20 protein-coding genes are annotated in these 21,974 nt (G+C 65.4%); 19 read left to right on the forward strand and 1 reads right to left on the reverse strand.

Going from position 1 to position 21,974, the window contains the following annotated elements; genetic code table 11:
* From dprA to FHG66_RS15670, 5 genes are all read left to right on the forward strand, one after another.
* Nucleotides 1-1,181: DNA-processing protein DprA (gene dprA, locus FHG66_RS15650; RefSeq protein ID WP_246082638.1), on the forward strand; the 1,181-nt coding region annotated here is incomplete at its 5' end.
* Nucleotides 1,182-1,452: 271 nt separating this feature from the next.
* Nucleotides 1,453-4,119 carry a type I DNA topoisomerase gene (topA, locus tag FHG66_RS15655; RefSeq protein ID WP_139078008.1) on the forward strand — a complete coding sequence of 889 codons (2,667 nt, stop codon included), beginning with the start codon at nucleotides 1,453-1,455 and terminating at the stop codon, nucleotides 4,117-4,119.
* Between the two features lie 70 nt (nucleotides 4,120-4,189).
* Nucleotides 4,190-4,930 (forward strand): CoA transferase subunit A, encoded by a 741-nt coding sequence (locus FHG66_RS15660; RefSeq protein ID WP_139078009.1) that lies wholly within the window; start codon nucleotides 4,190-4,192, stop codon nucleotides 4,928-4,930.
* Nucleotides 4,931-5,000: 70 nt separating this feature from the next.
* Complete coding sequence (locus FHG66_RS15665) at nucleotides 5,001-5,627, forward strand: 3-oxoacid CoA-transferase subunit B (RefSeq protein WP_139078010.1); 627 nt, start codon at nucleotides 5,001-5,003, stop codon at nucleotides 5,625-5,627.
* On the forward strand, nucleotides 5,620-5,904 hold the full coding sequence (locus tag FHG66_RS15670) for a GNAT family N-acetyltransferase (protein WP_139078011.1): 285 nt from the start codon (nucleotides 5,620-5,622) through the stop codon (nucleotides 5,902-5,904). The genes FHG66_RS15665 and FHG66_RS15670 overlap by 8 nt, the downstream gene beginning before the upstream one ends.
* Nucleotides 5,905-6,105: 201 nt before the next feature.
* On the opposite strand, the gene FHG66_RS15675 is transcribed toward FHG66_RS15670, so the two are convergent.
* Complete coding sequence (locus FHG66_RS15675) at nucleotides 6,106-7,005, reverse strand: lytic transglycosylase domain-containing protein (protein ID WP_139078038.1); 900 nt, start codon at nucleotides 7,003-7,005, stop codon at nucleotides 6,106-6,108.
* Between the two features lie 367 nt (nucleotides 7,006-7,372).
* Here FHG66_RS15675 and FHG66_RS15680 point away from each other — a divergent pair, with 367 nt between their 5' ends.
* The 14 genes from FHG66_RS15680 to FHG66_RS15745 all read left to right on the forward strand — a co-directional run bounded on the left by FHG66_RS15680 (nucleotide 7,373) and on the right by FHG66_RS15745 (nucleotide 21,932).
* The gene (locus tag FHG66_RS15680; protein ID WP_139078012.1) at nucleotides 7,373-7,579 is read left to right on the forward strand and encodes a Flp family type IVb pilin; all 207 of its coding nucleotides are present in this window, start codon (nucleotides 7,373-7,375) and stop codon (nucleotides 7,577-7,579) included.
* A 195-nt stretch (nucleotides 7,580-7,774) separates the two neighbouring features.
* A complete protein-coding gene (locus FHG66_RS15685; protein WP_139078013.1) occupies nucleotides 7,775-7,972 on the forward strand; it encodes a Flp family type IVb pilin in 198 nt (65 codons plus the stop codon).
* 24 nt (nucleotides 7,973-7,996) lie between these two features.
* Nucleotides 7,997-8,875, forward strand: coding sequence for a Flp pilus assembly protein CpaB (gene cpaB / locus FHG66_RS15690; RefSeq protein ID WP_139078014.1), 879 nt, complete (start codon nucleotides 7,997-7,999; stop codon nucleotides 8,873-8,875).
* A gap of 240 nt (nucleotides 8,876-9,115) precedes the next feature.
* Nucleotides 9,116-10,540: a type II and III secretion system protein family protein gene (locus FHG66_RS15695; protein WP_139078015.1), complete on the forward strand. Its 1,425-nt coding sequence runs from the start codon at nucleotides 9,116-9,118 to the stop codon at nucleotides 10,538-10,540.
* 8 nt (nucleotides 10,541-10,548) lie between these two features.
* Entirely contained in the window at nucleotides 10,549-11,211 is a 663-nt protein-coding gene (locus tag FHG66_RS15700) for an OmpA family protein (RefSeq protein WP_139078016.1), read from the forward strand.
* A gap of 190 nt (nucleotides 11,212-11,401) precedes the next feature.
* A complete protein-coding gene (locus FHG66_RS15705) occupies nucleotides 11,402-12,646 on the forward strand; it encodes a CpaE/TadZ family protein (protein ID WP_246082639.1) in 1,245 nt (414 codons plus the stop codon).
* A 24-nt stretch (nucleotides 12,647-12,670) separates the two neighbouring features.
* Nucleotides 12,671-14,104 carry a TadA family conjugal transfer-associated ATPase gene (locus FHG66_RS15710; protein ID WP_139078017.1) on the forward strand — a complete coding sequence of 478 codons (1,434 nt, stop codon included), beginning with the start codon at nucleotides 12,671-12,673 and terminating at the stop codon, nucleotides 14,102-14,104.
* A 5-nt stretch (nucleotides 14,105-14,109) separates the two neighbouring features.
* The gene (locus tag FHG66_RS15715) at nucleotides 14,110-15,078 is read left to right on the forward strand and encodes a type II secretion system F family protein (protein WP_139078018.1); all 969 of its coding nucleotides are present in this window, start codon (nucleotides 14,110-14,112) and stop codon (nucleotides 15,076-15,078) included.
* A gap of 9 nt (nucleotides 15,079-15,087) precedes the next feature.
* On the forward strand, nucleotides 15,088-16,107 hold the full coding sequence (locus tag FHG66_RS15720; RefSeq protein ID WP_139078019.1) for a type II secretion system F family protein: 1,020 nt from the start codon (nucleotides 15,088-15,090) through the stop codon (nucleotides 16,105-16,107).
* Nucleotides 16,104-16,694, forward strand: a complete 591-nt coding sequence (locus FHG66_RS15725) for a tetratricopeptide repeat protein (RefSeq protein WP_246082640.1) — start codon at nucleotides 16,104-16,106, stop codon at nucleotides 16,692-16,694. The genes FHG66_RS15720 and FHG66_RS15725 overlap by 4 nt, the downstream gene beginning before the upstream one ends.
* Before the next feature lie 22 nt (nucleotides 16,695-16,716).
* Nucleotides 16,717-17,553: a tetratricopeptide repeat protein gene (locus FHG66_RS15730; RefSeq protein ID WP_139078020.1), complete on the forward strand. Its 837-nt coding sequence runs from the start codon at nucleotides 16,717-16,719 to the stop codon at nucleotides 17,551-17,553.
* A gap of 3 nt (nucleotides 17,554-17,556) precedes the next feature.
* Complete coding sequence (locus tag FHG66_RS15735) at nucleotides 17,557-18,060, forward strand: prepilin peptidase (RefSeq protein ID WP_139078021.1); 504 nt, start codon at nucleotides 17,557-17,559, stop codon at nucleotides 18,058-18,060.
* A gap of 85 nt (nucleotides 18,061-18,145) precedes the next feature.
* Nucleotides 18,146-19,477 (forward strand): P-loop NTPase family protein, encoded by a 1,332-nt coding sequence (locus FHG66_RS15740; protein ID WP_139078022.1) that lies wholly within the window; start codon nucleotides 18,146-18,148, stop codon nucleotides 19,475-19,477.
* 58 nt (nucleotides 19,478-19,535) lie between these two features.
* Nucleotides 19,536-21,932: a ligase-associated DNA damage response DEXH box helicase gene (locus FHG66_RS15745; RefSeq protein WP_139078023.1), complete on the forward strand. Its 2,397-nt coding sequence runs from the start codon at nucleotides 19,536-19,538 to the stop codon at nucleotides 21,930-21,932.
* The last annotated feature ends 42 nt before the right edge of the window (nucleotides 21,933-21,974 follow it).

A 21,974-nucleotide genomic window follows, 5' to 3' on the forward strand; every position in this document is an offset into this window, starting at 1 on the left:
CACCCCCCCTCCCACCCACCCAGGAAGACGACCGGCTGGACTGGCTTCGCCTGCTGCGCTCCCGACGTGTCGGGATCGCGACCTTTGCGCGCCTCCTTCATGAACATGGGTCCGCTCGGGCAGCGCTGAAGGCGCTCCCCGCCATTGCGCGCGCGGCCGGCGTTCAGGACTACGCGCCCTGCCCCGAGGGCGTGGCTCTTGCCGAGTACCGCGCTGGTCTCACCAAAGGCGCGCGGCTTCTCCTGAAAGGAGAGCCGGATTATCCGCAGCATCTCGCCATTCTGCCCGATGCGCCGCCCCTTCTCTGGCTGATCGGGGACGTGTCGATGCTGGCTCGGCCCATGGTCGCGCTCGTGGGCGCCCGGAATGCCTCGTCCCTGGGGCTGCGGATGACGCGGGCCTTGGCCGAAGGGCTGGGCGAAGCCGGGATCGTGGTCGTTTCGGGCCTGGCCCGCGGGATCGACACGGCCGCTCACCGCGCAGCCCTGCCAGTCGGCACGGTGGCCGTCATGGCGGGCGGCGTGGATTACATCTACCCCGCCGAGAACGAGGGGCTCGCGGCCGAGATCGCCGAGCGTGGCCTCCGCCTGTCCGAGCATCCGATCGGGCTGGAGCCTCAGGCCCGGCACTTCCCGGCCCGCAATCGGATCGTGTCGGGGCTGTCCCATGGCGTCGTCGTCATCGAAGCGGCGGAACGGTCGGGCAGCCTCATCACCGCCCGAGCCGCAGCCGATCAGGGGCGCGAGGTGCTGGCCGTCCCCGGCCATCCGATGGACCCGCGCGCGGCGGGCTGCAACCTCCTGATCCGCGATGGCGCGACACTGGTCCGCTCTGTCGCGGATGTTCTCGAAGGATTGGGCCCGGCGCTCGAGCGGGCGCGTTCCGATCTCCTGACACATTCTCCATCGGAGCATCCCCGGGCTGCCCCAACAGGCCGACCCGTGCGGGTCCAAGACGCTCCTGCAGAGGCACGCGCGCGTCCGCCCGCAGCATCTGGCGTCCCGCCTGGCGATCTTCGCCAGCTCATTCTCGACCGCCTGGGCCCGTCTCCCCTGGCCGAGGATCAGTTGATCCGGGATCTGGGCGGCAGCGCCGCCGCGCTTGCACCGGCGCTGACCGATCTGGAGATCGAGGGGCTCATCACGCGGCAGCCGGGCGGGCTCTTGTCGAGGGCTGCTTGATCGGGACCGACCGTGGCACCGGGTGCCCCCTTGTACCACGGCCAGGAGGCTTCGGCGCTGACCATTCTGCTCTCGGCGAAGGCAGGCTTTAGGCCATCGCCGCACCTCTCCGGATGACGTGGACGCCCCGGCGGGCCACAGTCTAGTCCGCATGTTCCGGACCGGGCAGGCGGCACGGCAGGTCGGGCGGGCACACCGGAGCGCCGCATTGACAAGCGGGGCGCCTCGCCCACATAGGGCGCTTCCGACCCGCCATGGCCCGGAGGCCCTCATGCCCGTCGTCGTTGTCGAATCCCCTGCCAAAGCCAAGACGATCAACAGCTACCTGGGATCCGACTATACCGTCCTGGCGAGCTTTGGGCATGTGCGCGACCTGCCCCCCAAGGACGGCTCGGTGGACCCCGAGCAGGACTTCGCCATGCAATGGGAGGTGGCGGCGGACTCCAAGAAGCACCTCAAGGCCATTGCCGACGCGCTCAAGGACGACCCGAACCTCATTCTGGCCACCGACCCCGACCGCGAGGGGGAGGCGATCTCTTGGCACCTGACCGAGGCGCTGCGCGACCGCAAGGCGATCAAGGCGGCGACCCAGGTGTCCCGCGTGACTTTCAACGCCATCACCAAGACCGCCGTGGCCGAGGCGATGAAGCATCCTCGTCAGGTGGACGTGCCGCTGGTGGACGCCTACCTCGCCCGCCGGGCACTGGACTACCTTGTGGGCTTCAACCTGAGCCCGGTCCTGTGGCGCAAGCTTCCTGGCGCCAAGTCGGCGGGCCGCGTCCAGTCCGTTTGCCTCCGCCTGATCGTCGAGCGCGAGATGGAGATCGAGGCCTTCCGCGCCCAGGAATATTGGACCGTCGAAGCGGTGCTGAAGACGCCACGCGGGCGTGAGTTCGCGGCGCGGCTCGTGAGCCTGGCTGGCCGGAAGCTCGACAAGTTCGACCTCAAGACCCAGGCCGAGGCCGATCTGGCCGTGGCCGCCGTGAATCACCGCGACCTGACGGTCACCTCGGTCGAGGCCAAGCCCGCTTCGCGCCACCCATCCGCGCCGTTCATGACCTCGACCCTCCAGCAGGAGGCGTCGCGCAAGTTCGGCATGGGAGCCAAGGCCACCATGAGCGCGGCACAGCGGCTCTATGAGGCCGGGCACATCACCTACATGCGGACGGACGGCATCGACATGGCGCCCGAGGCGGTCATGGCCGCCCGCGACGCCATCAAGGGCCGCTTCGGCGAGGAGTATGTTCCCAAGTCGCCGCGCATGTACAAGAACAAGGCCAAGAACGCCCAGGAAGCGCACGAGTGCATCCGGCCCACCGACATGAGTCGCGACGCGGCCTCGCTCCGCATCACCGACAACGACCAGCGCAAGCTCTACGACCTGATCTGGAAGCGCACCCTCGCGAGCCAGATGTCCGAAGCGCGGCTGGAACGCACTACGGTAGAGATCGGCAGCGCCGACGGGCAAGTGGGCCTGCGCGCCTCGGGTCAGGTCGTGCTCTTCGACGGGTTCATGCGCGTCTATACAGAGGGGCGCGACGACGTGGCCCCGGCCTCTGCCGACACGGCGGACGAGGATGACGCCCGTCTGCCGCAGATGGCCCAGGGCGAGCGCACCGACAAGCAGTCCGTCACGCCCGAGCAGCATTTCACCCAGCCGCCGCCCCGCTACACCGAGGCGACGCTGGTGAAGCGCATGGAGGAGTTGGGCATCGGCCGCCCATCGACCTACGCCTCGATCGTCACCACGATTCAGGACCGCGAATATGTCCGCAAGGACAATGGCCGCCTGATCCCCGAGGACAAGGGCAGGCTCGTGACGGCCTTCCTGACCAACTACTTCCGGCGCTACGTCGAGTATGACTTCACGGCCGGGCTGGAGGACCAACTCGACGAGATCAGCGCGGGCGAGGCCGACTACAAGGCGGTCCTTGCCCAGTTCTGGCGCGACTTCTCCGCCGCCATCGGCGAGACAGCCGAGCTTCGCATCGGCGAAGTGCTGGAAAAGATCGACGAGGTCCTGGCCCCCAGCCTTTACCCGCCGCGCGCCGATGGCAGCGACCCGCGCCAGTGTCCCGTCTGCGGCAAGGGCCGGCTGTCCATGCGGACCGCCCGGACCGGCGGCGCCTTCATCGGCTGCTCGAACTATCCCGAATGCCGCTACACCCGGCCCTTCGGTCCCCCGTCCGAGGACGGAGAGACCGCGTCGGCCGAGCGTCTCCTGGGCCATGACAATGGTGACCCGATCCATCTCAAGGACGGGCGCTTCGGTCCCTATGTCCAGCGCGGCGAAGCCACGACCGAGAACCCGAAGCCGCCTCGGGCCTCGCTCCCCAAGGGCTGGCTTCCGCAGGACATGGACCTCGAGAGGGCGCTGCGCCTGCTCGCCCTGCCCCGCGTGGTTGGCCCGCATCCCGAGGATGGACAGCCCATCGAAGCATCGATCGGGCGCTTCGGACCCTACGTGAAGCATGGCAGCACCTATGCCAACCTTACCGAGGTGGCCGACGTCTTCGAGATCGGGATGAACCGGGCCGTAGAGGTTCTGGCGCAAAAGGCGGCCGGCCGCGGTGCAGGCCGTGGCAGGGCCGCCGCACAGCCCCTTCGGGCGTTGGGCGAGCATCCGGGCGGTGGCGAGATCGCCGTCATGCCGGGCCGGTTCGGACCCTACGTGAAGTGGGGCAAGATCAACGCGACCCTTCCCAAAGGCAGCGAGCCCGAGACGATCACGTTGGATGACGCCGTGGCGCTGGTGGATGCCAAGGCCGGAACGAAGACGACCAAGAAGAAAGCGCCGGCCAAGGCAAAGGCCGAAGCCAAGCCCGCGGCCAAAACGAAGGCAGCAGCCAAGCCGAAAGCGGCAGCCAAGGCCAAGACCAGCAAGACGACCAAGAAGGCGCCCGCCAAGGCAACCGTGGAGGATGTCGTCGAGGACTGACACGCCTCTTTCCTCTGCTGCAGCGCGGCGCTAACGTCGCTCGCGACCGAGGTGGCAAGGGAGCGGCGGCATGAACAAGGTCTATGCGGACGCGCGGACTGCGCTGGACGGCCTGCTGTCGGACGGCATGCTGATCGCGGCCGGGGGCTTTGGCCTGTGTGGCATCCCTGAACTGCTGATCGCCGCCATCCGCGAGGCAGGGACGAAGGACCTCACCGTCGCGTCCAACAACGCGGGCGTGGACGGCTTCGGGCTCGGGGTGCTGCTTGAGACCCGCCAGGTCCGCAAGATGATGTCCTCCTATGTGGGCGAGAACGCCGAGTTCATGCGCCAGTACCTTTCGGGTGAACTGGAGTTGGAGTTCAACCCGCAAGGCACTCTGGCTGAGCGGATGCGGGCAGGCGGCGCGGGCATCCCGGGCTTCTACACCAAGACCGGCGTGGGCACGGTGGTAGCCGAGGGCAAGCCCCAGATGGACTTCGACGGGCAGACCTATGTGCTCGAGCGCGGCATCGTGGCCGATCTGGCGATCGTGAAAGCCTGGCGCGCCGATCCCACGGGCAACCTCCAGTTCCGCAAGACGGCGCGCAACTTCAACGTGCCGGCCGCGACCTGCGGACGGGTCTGCGTGGCCGAAGTGGAAGAGATCGTGCCTGCCGGCTCCCTCGACCCCGATGCCATCCACCTGCCCGGCATCTATGTACACCGTCTGATCCAGGGCGAGCACGAGAAGCGCATCGAGCAGCGTACCTTGAGGCCCCGCCCCGAGCCCCGCCCCGAAGACACCGCCGGTGCGGGGAGCGAGGTATGAGGCGTCCACTGCCCATTTGTTCTTGGCGCCTGCCCTGCCCGCCGCGCCCCTTAGCCGAGGAGTTGCCCTGATGCCCTGGGACCGCCACCAGATGGCCGCGCGCGCGGCACAGGAGTTGCGCGACGGCATGTACGTGAACCTCGGCATCGGCATCCCGACTCTCGTGGCCAACCACATCCCCGCAGGGGTCTCGGTTACGCTCCAGTCGGAGAACGGCATGCTGGGCATGGGCCCCTTTCCTTACGAGGGCGAGGAAGACCCCGACCTCATCAATGCGGGCAAGCAGACCATCACGGAACTCCCGCATTCGGCCTACTTCGACAGCGCCACCTCCTTTGCCATGATCCGCGGCGGCAAGATCGCCATGGCCATCCTGGGCGCGATGGAAGTCAGCGAGGAAGGCGACCTCGCCAACTGGATGATCCCCGGCAAGCTCGTAAAGGGCATGGGCGGGGCCATGGACCTTGTGGCGGGCGTCCAGCGGGTCGTGGTCGTCATGGACCACACCAACAAGGCGGGTGAGTCCAAGGTCCTGCGCGCCTGCACCCTGCCGCTGACTGGCAAGGCGGTCGTGGACCGCATCATCACCAACCTGGGCGTGTTGGACGTGGTCGAAGGGGGCCTCAGGATCGTGGAGACCGCCGACGGGGTCACGGAAGAGGAAATCCGCAAGGCCACGGAGGCTACCCTTGTCTGACGTCACCCTGGAAGACCACGGCTCCAAGCGCCGCTACGTGATCCACCGGCCCGAGGGTGAGGCTGAGCTCACCCTTTCGGTCCTGTCCCCCACCCGCGTCATTGCAGACCACACCTACGTTCCCGACGTGCTGCGCGGCCAGGGTCTGGCCAACACGCTTCTCGAGGCACTGCTGGCGGATGCCCGCACCCACGGCTTCACCATCGTCCCGCTCTGCCCCTTCGTAGCGGCCCAGGCCCGGCGACGTTCGGAATGGGCACCGCTGTTCACCCGCTGACAGGCGCACGTCCCGGCAGGTCTTTTGCTTCGATCCTCTAAGGCGTCGAATGCTTGACGACTGCGCAGCCCTGACCGTGCCGGCCCGCGACGTCCTGAACAACGACCCGGTGTGGCCCTGCACGTCATGTAACCGGGGCTCAGGCGCCAGTCCCGCGATATCGGCCTCAGACCATGAAGGCCCGCAGCCCGACGGTCGGGATCAAAGAGCCTCGGTCATGAACACGCATCCGTCCGACGCCAGTTCAGGCGGGGTTTGGCAAAGACCGCGCGCAACGCTCCAGGCCGCAAGAACCTTTGGCACATAAGCCCTCGTCTCAGCGTAGGGAGGGACGCCTCCACTGGCATCGACCGCCCCCTCGCCCGCATTGTACGCTGCGAGGGTCAGGATCGGATCACCGCCAAAGCGGTTCATCAGCCAGTCGAGGTACGCCACCCCGCCCCGGATGCTGTCGGCTGCAAGCAGCCGGTCCTGCACGCCGAACCGGGCGGCCGTAGCAGGCATGAGCTGCATCAGTCCTGCCGCGCCCGCATGCGACACTGCTTGCGGGCGCCCGGCGCTTTCCACCGCGATCACCGCGAGAACAAGCGCGGGCGACACCCGCTTCCCGACCGTTTCCCGTAGGATGTCCGTGCCGTAGAGACGCGCAATGTCCTGTACCGTTTGCAGGCGCGGCTCCGTGATCGCGCCGTCCGGTGCCGCTGCCATGACCCGCAGAGCCTGATCGAGCCGTCCCGGACCGGACTCGGCCAGAAGAGGTGAAACGCCTTTCCAGAACCATTCGACCCCTGCGGCGCGCGCCGCGCTGCCATCTCCTCCCTCCGGGCCCATGGCAGCAGGACTGAGGGGCACAAAGGGCGTAGCAGGCCGGTTGGATACGAACATCGGCGCGGCCGGGTCGATCTGGACCGTGATTCGCTTGGCACTGCCCGAACTCGGGACGCCAACCCGGCGAAAGGTGAAATCCTCGGCTTGGACCGGACCTGTCGCACAAGCGGCAAGCGCTGTCGCAAGCACGAGAACTGGCCACCCCAAGGCCAGGACGATCCGTGGCTTTGGCTGCGCGGACCCGTGGACGCGATCCCGCCGCGGCTTGACCATCCGATGTCCGAATCGCTGCATCCACTGCCCCCGCGCAAGCCTGTCCGACCTGTCTCGCTGCAGCCAAAGGTGCCGCAGAGGAAGGAAGCGGGCCAGAGTGCCTCAACCCTCGGAACGATTTTTCAGTCCCGCTGCGGAACCTGGATCACGGTCGGATACCGGGGCGAGACGGCCCATCGCAGCAACCAGCTTCATGGATTGGGCTTAACGAACGGTGAAAGCCCGCTAAAAAGCGCGAAACCAGACAAACTCTCGCCAGATTCCAAGACGCATATGGCGTCATCACGACGGGGATCGGGCCAGACGAGGCTAGGCCGAAGCGATCCGTTGCGGTGCAAAGCCCTGAGTAGACCCTGAGGAGACTATCATGCTCGACTTCATCAAGAACTTTCGCGCTGACGAAGACGGCGCGGTCACCGTTGACTGGGTGGTTTTGACCGCAGCCATCGTCGGCCTGGGCATTGCCGTATTGGGCTCGGTCCGTGGTGGCGCAACTACCATGGCGGGTAACATCTCGACCGAACTCCAGTCCGATGTTCCGGACATCGACTTCACCTCCACCACCAACCCGTAAAAAGCGCCGAAGCTGAGCTGACGTTTCACGGTTCAGTTGGGGCCGCGCCACGCCAGGCGCGGCCTGTGGCGTAAAATGCTTAGACAGTTCTCGCGCCTCCATCCCATCGCTGCAATGCCTCCCCGAATCCACCACATTCCAAAGACACCTCCCTGCTCAGGAATGCGGAAACACGGACGTCGCGGAGAGTTTGTCATGTCCCGAAACTTCATCTGTCGGTTCTCTCGGGACGAGAATGGGGCCGTCACCGTCGATTGGGTGGTGCTCACGGCCGGCCTGATCATCTTTGGCGTGCTCGTGGCCTCCAGCATCATCGGCGGCGCCACGAACATGTCCACCGGCATGGGTGCCAAACTCGGCGAAGCCGAAGTCCCGCAGGTGAGCTGGGACTGACCATAGCTCAAGAAGGAGCGATCGATGAAGGGCGTGTTCGGATTGGTCCTGGTGGTCGGGGTCGGCCTCGCGGGGACTGCGGTCTGGATGGTGCGCGGACAGTTCGAGGCGCAGGCCATCGAGCTGGCCCGGGGGCGCGCCGCCTTGGCCGCCGCCACGCCCACCATCGAGGTGTTCGCTGTCAAGCGCGAGATCGCTTACGGCGAACCGTTGACCCCCGATGACGTGCAGCCAATCCAATATGCCGAGCCGTTCCTGCCCGAGGGTGCGTTCCGAACCCTGGAGGAGTTGTTCCCGGAAGGGCCGGACGTGGTCCGGGTCGTGCTCCGGCCCATGGAGATCAACGAGCCTGTCCTGGCCATCAAGGTCACCGAACCGGGCGAGGATGCGGGGATCACCCAGCGTCTTGGCGAAGGGATGCGCGCCTTCACGATCAGCGTGGATGCCACCTCGGGCGTGTCGGGCTTCCTGCGCCCTGGCGATCGTGTGGACGTCTATTGGTCCGGCACAGTGGAGGAAGGCGGGCGTGGTCCCCGGGACGTAACTCAACTCATCGAATCGGGCGTGAAGCTGGTGGCCATCGACCAGACCGACGACAACACCATCGCGACTGCAGGGATCGCCCAGACCGTGACCGTCGAGGCGACCCCTCAGCAAGTGGCCAACCTTGCCCAGGCGCAGGCCACCGGATCGCTCTCGCTCGCGCTCGTTGGTCAGAAGGACGAGACGATCGCTACGGCCATCGAGGTCGACCAGAAATCGCTCCTCGGCCTCGAGGACGCGCCGGTCGATGTCGCAAAGGAAGCGCCGCCAGCTCCTCCCCCGCCACCCCGCATCTGCACTGTTCGGACGCGTCGGGGTGGTGACGTCGTCGATACTCCGGTGGACTGCCCGGCCGGCTGATGAGCAGTCCCCTTTGCGGCGAATCAATGCGGCGCAGTCTCTGGCTGTCGCCGCTATGCCTATTTTTCAATGACTTGCAGGGCTACGCTCTGTGGCGTGGCCTCCACATTTCCCCGACGGGAATCACGCTGGTGCAACCATGACTTGCCACTGCGTCACAGCCTGTTCAGGTTCGTTGCAAACGACGGACGGCCCACGCGCAGACTGCACGTCCGCGACCAAGACCCAGAGGCAGGACAGATGAGCAAATATCGTATCCTTCAGGCCGCTCTAGCGGGCCTGACTCTCCTTGCGGCTGGGGTTCCATCCGGCGTGCCGGCCCAAACGCTGACCGTTCTCAGCGGCACCGTCACCGAACCGATCGACGTTCCCCTAAATCGTGCCGTCGTCGTCGAATCGGACGTGCCCTTTACCGAACTGTCCATCGCCAACCCTGGGATCGCCGACATCTCCTCTCTGTCGGATCGTACCATCTACGTCCTGGGCAAGGCACCCGGCCGGACCACGCTCACGCTCCTGGGTGCCGACGGCCATTTGATCACCAACGTCGAGGTCCGTGTGTCGCCCGACTTGGCGGAGTTCAAGGAACGTCTCGAACAGATCCTTCCTGGCCAAGGCATCGAGGTGCGGACCGCCAACGATGGGATCGTGCTGTCGGGCACGGTGGACAGCATCTCCGATCTGGACCGCGCCCTGGAGCTCGCGAATCGCTACGCACCGGAGCGGGTCTCGAACCTGCTCACCGTCGGCGGAACCCAGCAGGTGATGCTCCAGGTCCGATTCGCAGAGATGCAGCGTTCGGTTTCCAAGTCGCTGTCTTCCTCGCTGGCGCTTCAGGGGACAGGCCTCGGCGGCGATCTGGGCCTCTCGGGCGGGACTGGCACGTTGAACACCTCGGGTGCGCTTGGAAATACGTTCAACGGCAACATCCCCGGCGCGAATGCCAACAATGGGGCTATCCTGTTCGGCTTCAACGCCGGCGGCCTTGAGGTGGGTCTCCTGCTCGAGGCTCTCGAGCAGCGCGGCGTGGTTCGCACTCTGGCCGAGCCCAATCTCACCGCCCTGTCCGGCCAAGAGGCGCGCTTCCTCGCAGGGGGTGAATACCCGGTTCCCGTGAGCCAGGACGGGGGAGAGATCTCAGTCCAGTACAAGCCTTTCGGCGTCGAGTTGAACTTCGTTCCCCGCGTCGTGGACGGCGATCTCATCAACATCGAGATGGAGGCCGCCGTATCGTCGATCGATCCGGCCAATGGGTTCAGCCAGAGCGGGTTCAACGTGGACGCCTTCCGGCGGCGCGAAACCTCGACCACCGTCGAGATGCGGGACGGGGAGAGCTTCGCTATCGCCGGCCTGCTGTCGGACGACTTCCGCGATCTCAATGGCCAGGTTCCGTGGTTGGGGGATATCCCTGTCCTGGGCGCTCTGTTCCGGTCGGCCGAATACCAGAGAGCCCAGACCGAACTGGTGATCATCATAACGCCGCACCTCGTGACCCCCACACGGGGCGAGGCGCTGGCCCTGCCCACCGACAGGGTGCGCCCTCCGTCCGAACGTGACCTGTTCCTGTTCGGCCGGGTCGCGGCCTCGCGTGCGCCCACCTCGGGCGGCGCAGGCGAGGTGGCGCGCCAAGACTTTTCCGGCTCCTACGGCTATGTGATGGATTGAGGGATCTCATGCGGCGTCTACTAATCGGCACGATCCCGGCGGCGCTGGGTCTTCTCGCGGGCTGCGCCCCCGATCCCACCCGGTCCACCTTCAACGGGGAAGCCGGGATGGCCATGAACGATGGCGGTTTCGGCAACGCTACCATGAACAACGTCCTGATCCACTCGGGTCAGATGTCCTATGCGGTCTCGCTTTCGAATCGGTTCGCGGACACGGTGCCCACCACCATCAACTTCGCCTTCAATTCGTCGCAACTGGACCCCCAGGCCAGAGCTGTCCTGTCCCAACAGGCGGCCTTCATACGGCAGTTCCCCGAGGTGCGGTTCGCCGTTTACGGCCATACCGACCTGGTGGGATCGGACGGGTACAACTACCAGCTTGGACTGCGGCGGGCGCAGGTGGCTGTGGACTACCTGGTGGGCCAGGGGATTGACCGGGCCCGACTCGAGGCGCTCGTGTCACAGGGCGAAACACAGCCCCTCATGGCTACTCAGGCGCCGGAGCGTGCGAACAGGCGCACGGTGACCGATGTCTCGGGCTTCGTCGATGGGCACCCCAGCGTCCTTAACGGGAAATACGCCGAGGTGGTCTTCCGCGACTATGTTGCCTCGGCTGGGATCGCGCAAACGACCGTGGGGGTCACCGGGGCGGAACTTGCGGTCGAACAGTAAACACGCGCCCTCGACACCATTGTTTCGCCAGATCCAACAAAGACAGAAATATGGCCCCAATCTTGTCATCTTCTTGCGAGATTGAGGACCTTGGCGGCCAGCGTCCCTGTCCTCGGACAAGGATCATGCAGCCGTCAGGCGTGACCGGCCGTCCCGGGTCGAGTCATGGGCCAGAGGCAGGAGCGTCGCAGTGCTGATCGAGCCGCAATCCATCATCGCTTGCACGATCAGCCGCGATATCCAGGAATTCGACCTTCTCATTGAGGACATGCAGGCCACAGTGGGCGACCGATGGGGCGATGTCGGGCTGGCCGAAGCTGTCACCTTCCTCGCTCAGCCGGACTCGGATCAGCTGGCGTTCGTGGCATTGGCACTCGACAGTGCCGACGAAGCCGATCTCGATCGTTTGATTCTGATCATCGCCGCGGCCAAGGCCAGGGACATCCGCGTGATCCTCGTGGCCGAAGGGGTCAGTCCGACGGCCCTTCACCAACTCCTGCGAGAGGGAGCCGACGAGTTCATCCCCTATCCCTTGCCAGAGGGAGAGTTGCAGCGCGCGACGTCCAAGCCCAAGGGACGCCCCGCCGCGCCCAAGGCAGCCTCGGCCACGTCGTCCGCCGAGGTGGCCGTCAAGGGCGAGCATTCCGGAGTGGTGATCCCGATCTACGCCATGGCGGGCGGGGTTGGTGGCTCGACGCTCGCCGTGAACCTGGCCTGGGAACTGGCCATCATCGACAAGGACCTGTCGCCCCGAGTTTGCCTGATCGACCTCGGTCTCCAGTTCGGGTCGGTGGCGACGCTTCTCGACTTGCCGCGCCGCGAGGCGGTTCAGGAGCTCCTGACGGAGACCGAGTCGATGGACGCCGAGGCTCTGCTGCAGGCCCTCCAGACCTATGGGGACAAGCTTCACGTCCTCACCTCGCCGCTCGACCTCGTGCCGCTGGACCTTGTCGACTCCAAGGATGTCGAGCGTCTGATCGAAACGGCGCGGGTTAATTTCGATTACGTCATCATCGACATGCCCCCTGCCCTGTCCGATTGGAGCGAGGCGGTCCTGAACGCGGCGCATCTGTGCTTTGCGGTGCTGCAACTCGACATGAGGTCGGCCCAGAACACCCTTCGTCTCAAGCGGGCGCTCACCACCGAAGGGTTGCCCTTCCAGAAGATCCGCTTCGTTCTCAACCGGGCTCCGGGCTTCACCGACCTGAACGGCCGCTCGCGGGTCAAGCGCATGTCCGAGTCCCTGGGCATATCGATCGAGGTGCAGTTTCCGGACGGCGGGCGCGGGGTCGGCGAGGCCGCCGATCAAGGCATTCCCTTGGCCGAAAGCGCGCCCAAGAACGCGCTTCGCCGTGAAATCGCCAAACTTGCACGGTCCATACACGAGGTAAACCTCGCGGACGCCGCGCCGCAGAAGGTTCGCGCCCGCGCCTGACGTGCCCGTTTCCGGAGGCCTCCGATGTTCGCCAAGTTTCGCAAGTCCGAGGGTCAGGTCCCTGAGACCGCTCCTCCTGAGCGGCGGCCTTCTGTTGCGTCCCCCGCGTCGGAGGCCCCCAAGCCCCTCATGCGCCCAGCGCACGGCCGGCCGGCCGAGACCCAGCCCGAGAACAAGGACCGGAAACGCAAGGAGCGCCTGCAGGAGATCAAGCTCGAGATCCACAAGGCTCTGCTCGACAACCTGAACCTCGCGGCCCTCGAGAAGGCGAGCGAGCAGGAACTGCGCACCGAGATCCAGAACATCGCAAACGAGTCTCTCGATGAGATGGGCTTCGCTCTCAATCGTGACGAGCGGACGCAGCTCACGCAGGATCTTTACGATGAGGTGAGGGGCCTCGGGCCCCTTGAGGCCCTGCTGAAGGACGACACGATCAACGACATCCTGGTGAACGGCCCGCAGCAGATCTTCGTCGAGCGCTCGGGCAAACTCCAGCTCACCGACGTTACCTTCAAGGACGAAAAGCACCTCCTCCGCATCATCGACAAGATCGTCTCGGCCGTGGGTCGGCGGGTGGACGAATCGAACCCTTACGTGGACGCCCGACTCGCGGATGGCTCGCGCTTTAACGCCATGGTGCCGCCGGTGGCCGTAGACGGAAGCCTGGTCTCCATCCGGAAGTTCAAGAAGGACAAGCTGTCGATCGACGACCTCGTCCGGTTCGGTGCCTTCACCGAGGAAATGGCCGCTTACCTGCAGGCTGCTGTGGCCACCCGCCTCAATATCATCGTATCGGGGGGCACCGGTTCCGGTAAGACCACCACGCTCAACGCCCTCTCGTCCTTCATCGGCAACGAGGAGCGGGTCCTGACGATCGAGGATACGGCCGAACTCCAACTCCAGCAGGCCCATGTGGGCCGCATGGAATCGCGGCCGCCCAACGTCGAAGGCAAGGGCGCCGTGACCCAACGCGACTGCCTTCGGAACGCGCTCCGGATGCGGCCGGACCGGATCATCGTGGGGGAAACCCGCGGCGAGGAGGTCATCGACATGCTCCAGGCCATGAACACCGGCCATGACGGCTCGATGACCACGATCCACGCCAACTCCGCCCGCGACGGCGTCTCGCGCCTCGAGAACATGATCGCCATGTCTGGGATCGAGATGCCCATCAAAGCGATCCGCGCCCAGATTGCCTCGGCCGTGAACCTGATCGTGCAAGCCTCGCGCCTGCAGGACGGCAGTCGCCGCATGACATCCATTACCGAGATCACTGGCATGGAAGGCGACGTGATCTCCATGCAGGAGATCTTCCGTTACCAGCGGGTCGGGCTTTCGCCCGACAACAAGATCATCGGCCATTTCACCGCCACGGGCGTCCGCTCGCATTTCAGCGATCGGTTCCGGCTGTGGGGGTACGATCTTCCGGCCTCGCTGTTCGAGCCGTTCAGGGGATAACGTCCATGCAACTCTCGGCCGAGCCGATCATCTACGGCCTGATCTTCATTGCCGTCCTTGTCCTGGTGGAAGGAATTTACCTCACCGCCTTCGGGCGCTCGATCAGTCTCAACAGCCGCGTGAACCGCAGGCTGGACCTCCTGGAAAAGGGCACCGGCCGCGAGAAGGTGCTGGAGCAACTCCGCAAGGAGATGACCCAGCATATGAAGTCGCAGAAGATCCCGCTCTATTCATTACTGGCCGAAAAGGCGCAAAAGGCGAACATCGCCTTCTCTCCCGGGCAGATCATCCTGCTCATGGTTGTCCTCTCGGGCATGGCCTTCGTGGGGCTGACGCTTGGCACCGGCGCTTCGGCTCCGATCCGCACGGCCGTGGCGATCGCGATGGGCGTAGGCGGCATCTATGTCTGGATCGACAAGAAGGCCAAGACCCGGATGGCTCTCATCGAGGAGCAGCTTCCCGAAGCGGTGGAGCTCATGGTGCGCTCGCTCCGGGTGGGGCACCCGTTCTCCTCCTCGATCGGCATCGTGGCCAAGGAGATTCCCGACCCCCTGGGCACCGAGATGGGCATGATCTCGGATGAGGCCGCCTACGGCCGGGACATGGGCGAAAGCCTCAAAGCGATGGCTGAGCGGATCGACATGCAGGACCTGCGCTTTCTCGCGGTGGCCGTCTCCATCCAAAGCCAGGCGGGCGGCAACCTCGCCGAGATCCTGGATGGCTTGGCCAAGGTGATCCGCTCGCGCTTCAAGCTGTTCCGGCGGGTCAAGGCCATCACAGCCGAAGCCAAGTGGTCGGGCAAGTTCCTGTCGGGGTTCCCCATCGTCGCCCTAATCGGCATCAACATCGCCGAGCCGCATTATTACGACAAGGTGCGCGACACGGCGTATTTCGTGCCGGCCTGCCTGGTCGTGGGAGCCTTCTTGGTGGCCAACATCTTTGTCATGCGCGCGCTCGTGAACATCAAGGTCTGAGGCTTACCGATGTCCTTTCTCGCCCCTGCGAACGAATGGCTGACTTCGATGCTTGGTCCGTCGGGCCCGCTCATGGCGGTGGGGATGCTCGGAGTCCTCATGATCCTGATCGCCCTGCCGGCGTTCCTGATCCGCAAGCAGGACAGCTTCGATCGCCTGCACGAGCGCATGACCAACACCGACGATGTCCAAGCCAAGGCAGAGCGGTTACGTCGCCCGGAGGGCAAGGACAAGCTTCAGAAATACTCCAACTTCCTCGAACCGCAGGACGAGAAGGAGTACTCGGCTGCCCGGTTGAAGCTGCTGCAAGCCGGCTACCGGTCCAAGAACGCGGTCCGGACCTACCATTTCCTGCAGTTCGTGGGCGGCATCGGCTTCCTCGCCCTGGGGCTGGCCTACACCTTCTACAAATCCGCGGTCACCCAGACCGAGATCCTGCCCGTCGACATGGCGATTCAGATCCTCCTGCCGGGCGTCGTGGGCTACATGATCCCGAAGTATTGGGTGACCCGTCGACAGGCCGCTCGGAAGGAGGCGATCACCAACGCCTTTCCCGACAGTCTCGACATGATGCTGGTTTGCGTGGAGGCCGGTCAATCGCTCGACCAATCCATCGTCCGCGTCGCCAAGGAACTGCATTCGGGTTTTCCGGACCTGGCCGATGAGTACGATATGGTCTCCTACGAACTGAAGGCGGGTAAGGATAAGACGCAGGTTCTGCGCGACATGTCCGAGCGGTGCGGCGTCGTCGATATCTCCTCCTTCGTGACCGTTCTGATCCAGTCGCAGCAGTTCGGGACATCCATTGCCGACGCGCTCCGAATCTATGCATCCGAGATGCGGGACAAGCGGGTGATGCGCGCCGAGGAGAAGGCCAATACCCTGCCCACCAAGATGACGCTGGCCACCATGATGCTGACGGTGCCGCCCCTCCTCATCATCCTGATCGGACCGTCCATCTACGAGATCTCCGACGTCTTGGGCGGCGGCGTGACGGGCACCCAGCAAGAGGCAGGCGACCAGAAGTGAAGCGATCCAAGCGGCAGGCGGCTTGGGCGATGCTGGCTCTGCTGAGCCTGGCGGCCTGTGGCAACGCCGGCCTGAACCGGGCGGCGGGGGGAATCTACGCGCCCGGCCTCGCCTCCGGGCAAGAGGCCGATCCCCTGGAAACAGGCCACCGGCTAATGAAGTCTGGGGAATTCCAACTCGCCCTCGATGCCTACATGCGCGCCGCCGCGAAGGAGGGCCTGACGCCCGACACCCTCGCGGGGATGGGCACGGCCAACCTGCGCTTGGGACGCCTTGGCCAAGCCGAGGATCTGCTTCGGCGCTCGGTCAAGGAAGACCCCATGTTCGTGTCGGCCTGGAACAACCTCGGCGTGCTGCTGATGGAACAGGACAAGTACGGGGAGGCGTCGGAGGTGTTTCGGCGCGCCTATGCGGCGGACAGCGGCAACAGCGACACGATCCGGGACAATCTGAGAACGGCGCTCGTGCGGATGGATGACCCGTTCTATACGGGCATCAACGAGACCGAAGAGGTCCGGACGGTCGGCTACGGAGAGGAGAGGCCCCTCACCGCGGAGGAGGCCCTTCTTGCCATCGAGCCGCTCTGAGGCAAGGCGAGAGGGCAGCACCATGCGATATGCGTCGATCTGGGCCACCATGGGCCTTGTCGTTCTGAGTGCCTGCGAGCATTCGGGCGAGCAGGAGGTGGAGCGTGCCCTGCGCGACATCAACGTCATCGATGAGTCTGGTCTCAACGACGTCATGATGTCCGTGGCCGCGCCGGAAGAGGCCGTGAACTACTTTTCCAGGGCCGCACGCGAAAATCCCGACCGGATCGACCTCCAGCGCGGACTGGCCACATCGCTGATCCGCGCGGGCCGGGGCACCGAAGCCGTGTCCGCTTGGCAGGCCGTCGCCGCGCATCCGGACGCCACGGCCGACGATCGCGTCGAACTGGCCGGAGCCTTCATCCGCACGAACCAGTGGGACCAGGCACGCGCGACCCTGAGCGCCGTTCCTCCGACCCACGAGACCTACGAACGCTACCGATACGAGGCCATGGTCGCCGACGCTGCCGAGGACTGGACGAGAGCCGACAGCTTCTACGAGATCGCGACCGGCCTGACGACCACCCCGGCCGGGGTTCTCAACAACTGGGGTTATTCCAAGCTGACGCGAGGAGACTACCAAGCGGCCGAGCGGCTGTTCACGGAAGCCCTGCGCCATGAGCCCGATCTGTTCACCGCCAAGAACAACCTCGTCCTCGCCCGTGGGGCGCGGCGCGACTACAACCTGCCGGTGGTGCCCATGACCCAGCAGGAGCGAGCGCAGCTGCTCTACACGATGGCTCTGACGGCCATCAAGCAGAACGACGTCACCATCGGGCGCAGCCTGTTGGAGGACGCGGTGGAAACCAGCCCCACCCATTTCGAGGAAGCCGCGCGCGCGCTCGAGGCCATGGGCTGAAGCATGGGAACACCTCCGACCGTTGCGCTTGGCCTATTGCTGGGGGCGCTGCCTGTCTGCCTCTGGGCCGCCTATGTGGACCTGAGCCGTATGAAGATCCCGAATCGGGCCGTGGCTGCGCTGGCCGCAGCGTTCTTCGTCATCGGCCTTGTCCTCCTTCCGTTGGATAGCTGGAACCTGGGGGACTGGTCCTGGCGCTGGCTGCATCTGCTAGTGGTGCTGCTGATCGGCATGGCCTTGAATGCCGTCTACATGATCGGTGCCGGTGACGCGAAGTTCGCCGCCGCCGCTGCACCCTTCATCGCGACTTCGGATCTGGGCCGCCTGCTCTGGATCTATGCCTTCTCCCTCCTGGGCTGCTGGATAGCCCATGAGGTTGCCAAACGGACGGTCGGCCCGCGACTGGCGCCCGATTGGGTCAGCTGGTCCACCGGCAAGCGCTTCCCCATGGGCGTCGCCCTCGGACTGACGCTCGTCGTTTATCTCGTGATGGCCGCCACCGCCTGACTACGCACTCCGTTCGCCCTGTTCCGCAAAATCGCCACAGTGTCGGGCCACCGTTGCCCAGAGCGTTACCTCGCAAGAGCTTCACATGAACATCGCGGTCACGACCCAACCCTCTGCCACGCAGGGTGTCACCCCGCCTCCGGCCCCTCGGACCCTGGAAGGCATGAAGCTGCATCCCGTGATGATGCGCGACATCCTTCTCAAGACGATGTTCCGCATGAACGTCACGCTCGTGTCCGAAATCAGCCGGGCCGTTTGCCTTCCTATGCCTGTGACGCAGGAACTGGTCGACCTTGCCCGCTCGCAGAAGCTTTGCGAGGCGATGGGCACGCTGAACGCAAACAGCGGCAACGAGATGGGATACCAGCTCACCGACGCAGGTAAGGCGCGCGCTCTCGATGCCTTGGCTCAGTCGGAGTATTACGGCGCGATGCCCGTCCCGCTCGAGATCTACCGCGAGCAGGTCAGCAAGCAGTCGATCCGCAACATATCGATCACTCGCGCCCAGCTCGAGGGGGCGATGGGGCACCTGATCCTGCCCCAGTCGCTTCTGGACCATCTCGGCCCGGCGGTAGGGGCGGGGCGGTCGATCCTGATGTACGGCCCGCCCGGCAACGGCAAGTCGTCGATCTCCAATGGCATCCGCAACGCGATCGGCGACAAGATCTACGTGCCCCGCGCCATCGAGTATGCGGGCCAGGTCATCACGGTCTATGATCCGATCGTCCATTCGGCCGCCGAGGAAGACGTGGACGACCCGAATTCCCTGCGCCGCACCTCGGGGCGGTACGACACCCGCTATGTCCGCTGCGAGAGGCCGACGGTGATCACCGGGGGCGAGTTGTCGCTCGACATGCTCGACCTCGTCTACAACCCCGTCGCGCGGACCTACCAGGCACCGCTTCAGCTCAAGGCCACGGGTGGCATCTTCATCATCGACGACCTCGGACGTCAGGCCGAACCGCCGCAGAAAATCGTCAACCGCTGGATCGTGCCTCTGGAAGAAGGCCGGGACATCCTTGCCCTGCAATCGGGCGAGAAGTTCGAGGTGCCTTTCGACACCCTGGTGATCTTTTCCACGAACTTCCATCCGAACGATATCTTCGACAAGGCGGCGCTGCGGCGGATCTTCTTCAAGATCAAGATCGACGGCCCCTCGCAGGAGGACTTCCTCAAAATCTTTGCCATGGTGGCCAAGAAAAAGGGGATGCCCATTGATCAGGCGGCGCTGATCTATCTGCTCAAGCTCAAGTACCCGTCGATCAACAACGTCTACGCCAACTATCAGCCGGTCTACCTGATCGACCAGATGCTCTCGATCTGCCGATTCGAAGGGATCCCGCCGCAGATGAACGCTGCGCTGATCGACCGCGCCTGGGCGAACATGTTCGTCCGGGATGAGGTGATCGTGAAGTAGGCCCGGCTACCCCGGCAGGCCCCTACCCTGTCGCTTGGGGGCACGCTATCTGGGCTGGATGGACGTTCCCGCCCGCCTTGCTCCGTTCTTTGCCCGCCGGGGCTGGTCGCTTCATCCTCATCAAGCCGAGATGTTGGCGCGGTCGGACGAGGCCGCCCTGCTGCTCATCGCCCCGACTGGCGCAGGCAAGACGCTGGCGGGTTTTCTTCCTACCCTGTCCGAACTGGCCGAGGATCCACGGCCCGGCTTGCACACGCTTTATGTCTCTCCCCTCAAGGCGCTGGCGACCGACATCCGCCGCAACCTGCTCGCCCCGGTCGAGGATCTGGACCTGCCGATCCGGATCGAGGACCGGACAGGCGACACCTCCCAGTCCGCGCGGAGACGCCAGCGCGCCGATCCGCCGCATATCCTGCTGACCACGCCGGAAAGCCTCGCGCTCCTGCTGTCCTATGAGGACGCGCCAAAGATCTTCGGGAGCTTGAGCCGGGTCGTGGTGGACGAGATCCACGCACTCGCCGAATCCAAGCGGGGGGATCAGCTTTTTCTGTCCCTGTCCCGTCTCGATGCGCTGGCACCCGGCCTGCGCCGGGTCGGGTTGTCGGCCACCGTCGACGACCCGGAGGAGATCGCGCATCTGCTGGCCCGGAACCCCAAACCTTGCGCCATTCTTTACGCCGATCCGGGCGAGCGGCCCGATCTGTCCATGCTCGATGCGGGTCGTGCCCCGCCTTGGGCGGGTGGGGCAGCGCTCCATGCGATCCCGGCGGTGCTGGAGCAGGTGAGGCGCCACAGGACGACCCTGATTTTCCACAACACACGCGCGCAGGCCGAGGTGTTCTTCCACAATCTTTGGCTCCAAAATGACGAGGGCCTGCCCATTGCGATCCACCACGGCTCGCTCTCGCGCGAGCAGCGGCAGAACGTGGAGGCCGCAATGCTGCGCGGCGACCTCAAGGCCATCGTCTGCACCGGGACGCTCGACCTCGGGATCGACTGGGGTGACGTGGACCTCGTGATCCAGATGGGGGGCCCCAAATACGTCAAGCGCCTCGTCCAGCGAATCGGGCGAGCGAACCACCGGGCGGGCGTGCCGTCCAAGGCGATCCTTGTTCCGGCGAACCGGTTCGAGGTGCTGGAATGCACCTGCGCCATCGACGCAGCGCTGGAGAACGACCTCGATGGCACCCCGCGCGGCTCCGGGCCGCTGGACGTCCTGTGCCAGCACATCCTGATCCGGGCCTGCGCCGGACCGTTCGCAGCAGACGACCTGTATGCCGAGATCCGCACCGTCGGCGGCTACACGGACCTAAGCCGGGCCGCCTTCGACGACTGCCTGGAATTCTGCGCCACAGGGGGGTACGCACTCCGCGCTTATGACCGCTGGAAACGGCTCATGTTGCGCGACGGCGTTTGGCAGCTTCGCGACCCCCGCGCCGCCAAGCGCATTCGCATGAACATCGGCACCATCGAGGATTCAGGCAGCCTCAGTGTCCGCCTCCGCTCGGGGACGCATCTGGGCGAGATCGAGGAGTACTTCGCCTCAACCCTGACCCCCGGCGACACCTTCCTGATCGGCGGGCAGGTCGTCCGGTTCGAGGGTCTCAAGGAGATGACGGTGGAGGTCACCCGCCGCCCCGACTCCAACCCCCGTGTGGCAAGCTTTGGCGGCGGCAAGTTCCCCACCTCGGTCGCCCTGACCCGCCGCATCCTCGACCTCCTGCAGCGGCCAAGTTGGCCCGAACTGCCGCGCCACACCGCCGAATGGCTGGGCCTTCAGCGCCGGTTCTCCAAGCTCCCCCAGGCCGAACGCATGCTGGTCGAGACCTTCGAAGCCGAAGAACGATGGCACGCGGTCTTTTGGGGATTTGCCGGCTGGAATGCGCACCAGACGCTGGGCTTGCTCTTGACGCACCGCATGGAGCAGCGCGATCTCGACCCCCTGGGCTTCGTGGCGACCGACTATGCCCTTCTCATCACCGGGCTGCGGGAGTTGGAGGATCCGGCAAGCCTGCTCGGCCCGCGCGACATCCGCGAAGGCTTTGAGACCTGGCTCCAGAGCAACGCCGTGATGAAGCGGACCTTTCGGGGCGTGGCGACCATCGCCGGCCTGATCGAAAAGAACCTGCCGGGAAGCCGCAAGACCGGGCGGCAGGCGACCTTCTCGACCGACATCCTTTACGACACGCTCGTCAAGTACGATCCCGACCACCTGCTGCTGCGCGTCACCCGCGAACAGGCGCAGCACGGCCTCGTGGACTTTGGCCGGATCGAGGAGATGCTGTCCCGTATCCAGGGTCGCGTCGATCACGTCCGGCCCGCGCGCGTGACGCCCCTGGCTGCGCCCCTGCTGCTCGAGCGGGGCCGGGTCCCGGTTGCTGGCGCCGCGCGAGAGCGCCTGATGGCCGAGCAGGCGGCGCGCCTTCTGGAGGAGGCCGGGATCGAGGCTCTGTGACCCAGCCGCCCTTGCCGAAGTGCCCCGCGTGATCCAGAGAAC

This window comes from Rubellimicrobium rubrum, from assembly GCF_006152115.1.
Classification (GTDB): Bacteria; Pseudomonadota; Alphaproteobacteria; order Rhodobacterales; family Rhodobacteraceae; genus Rubellimicrobium; species Rubellimicrobium rubrum.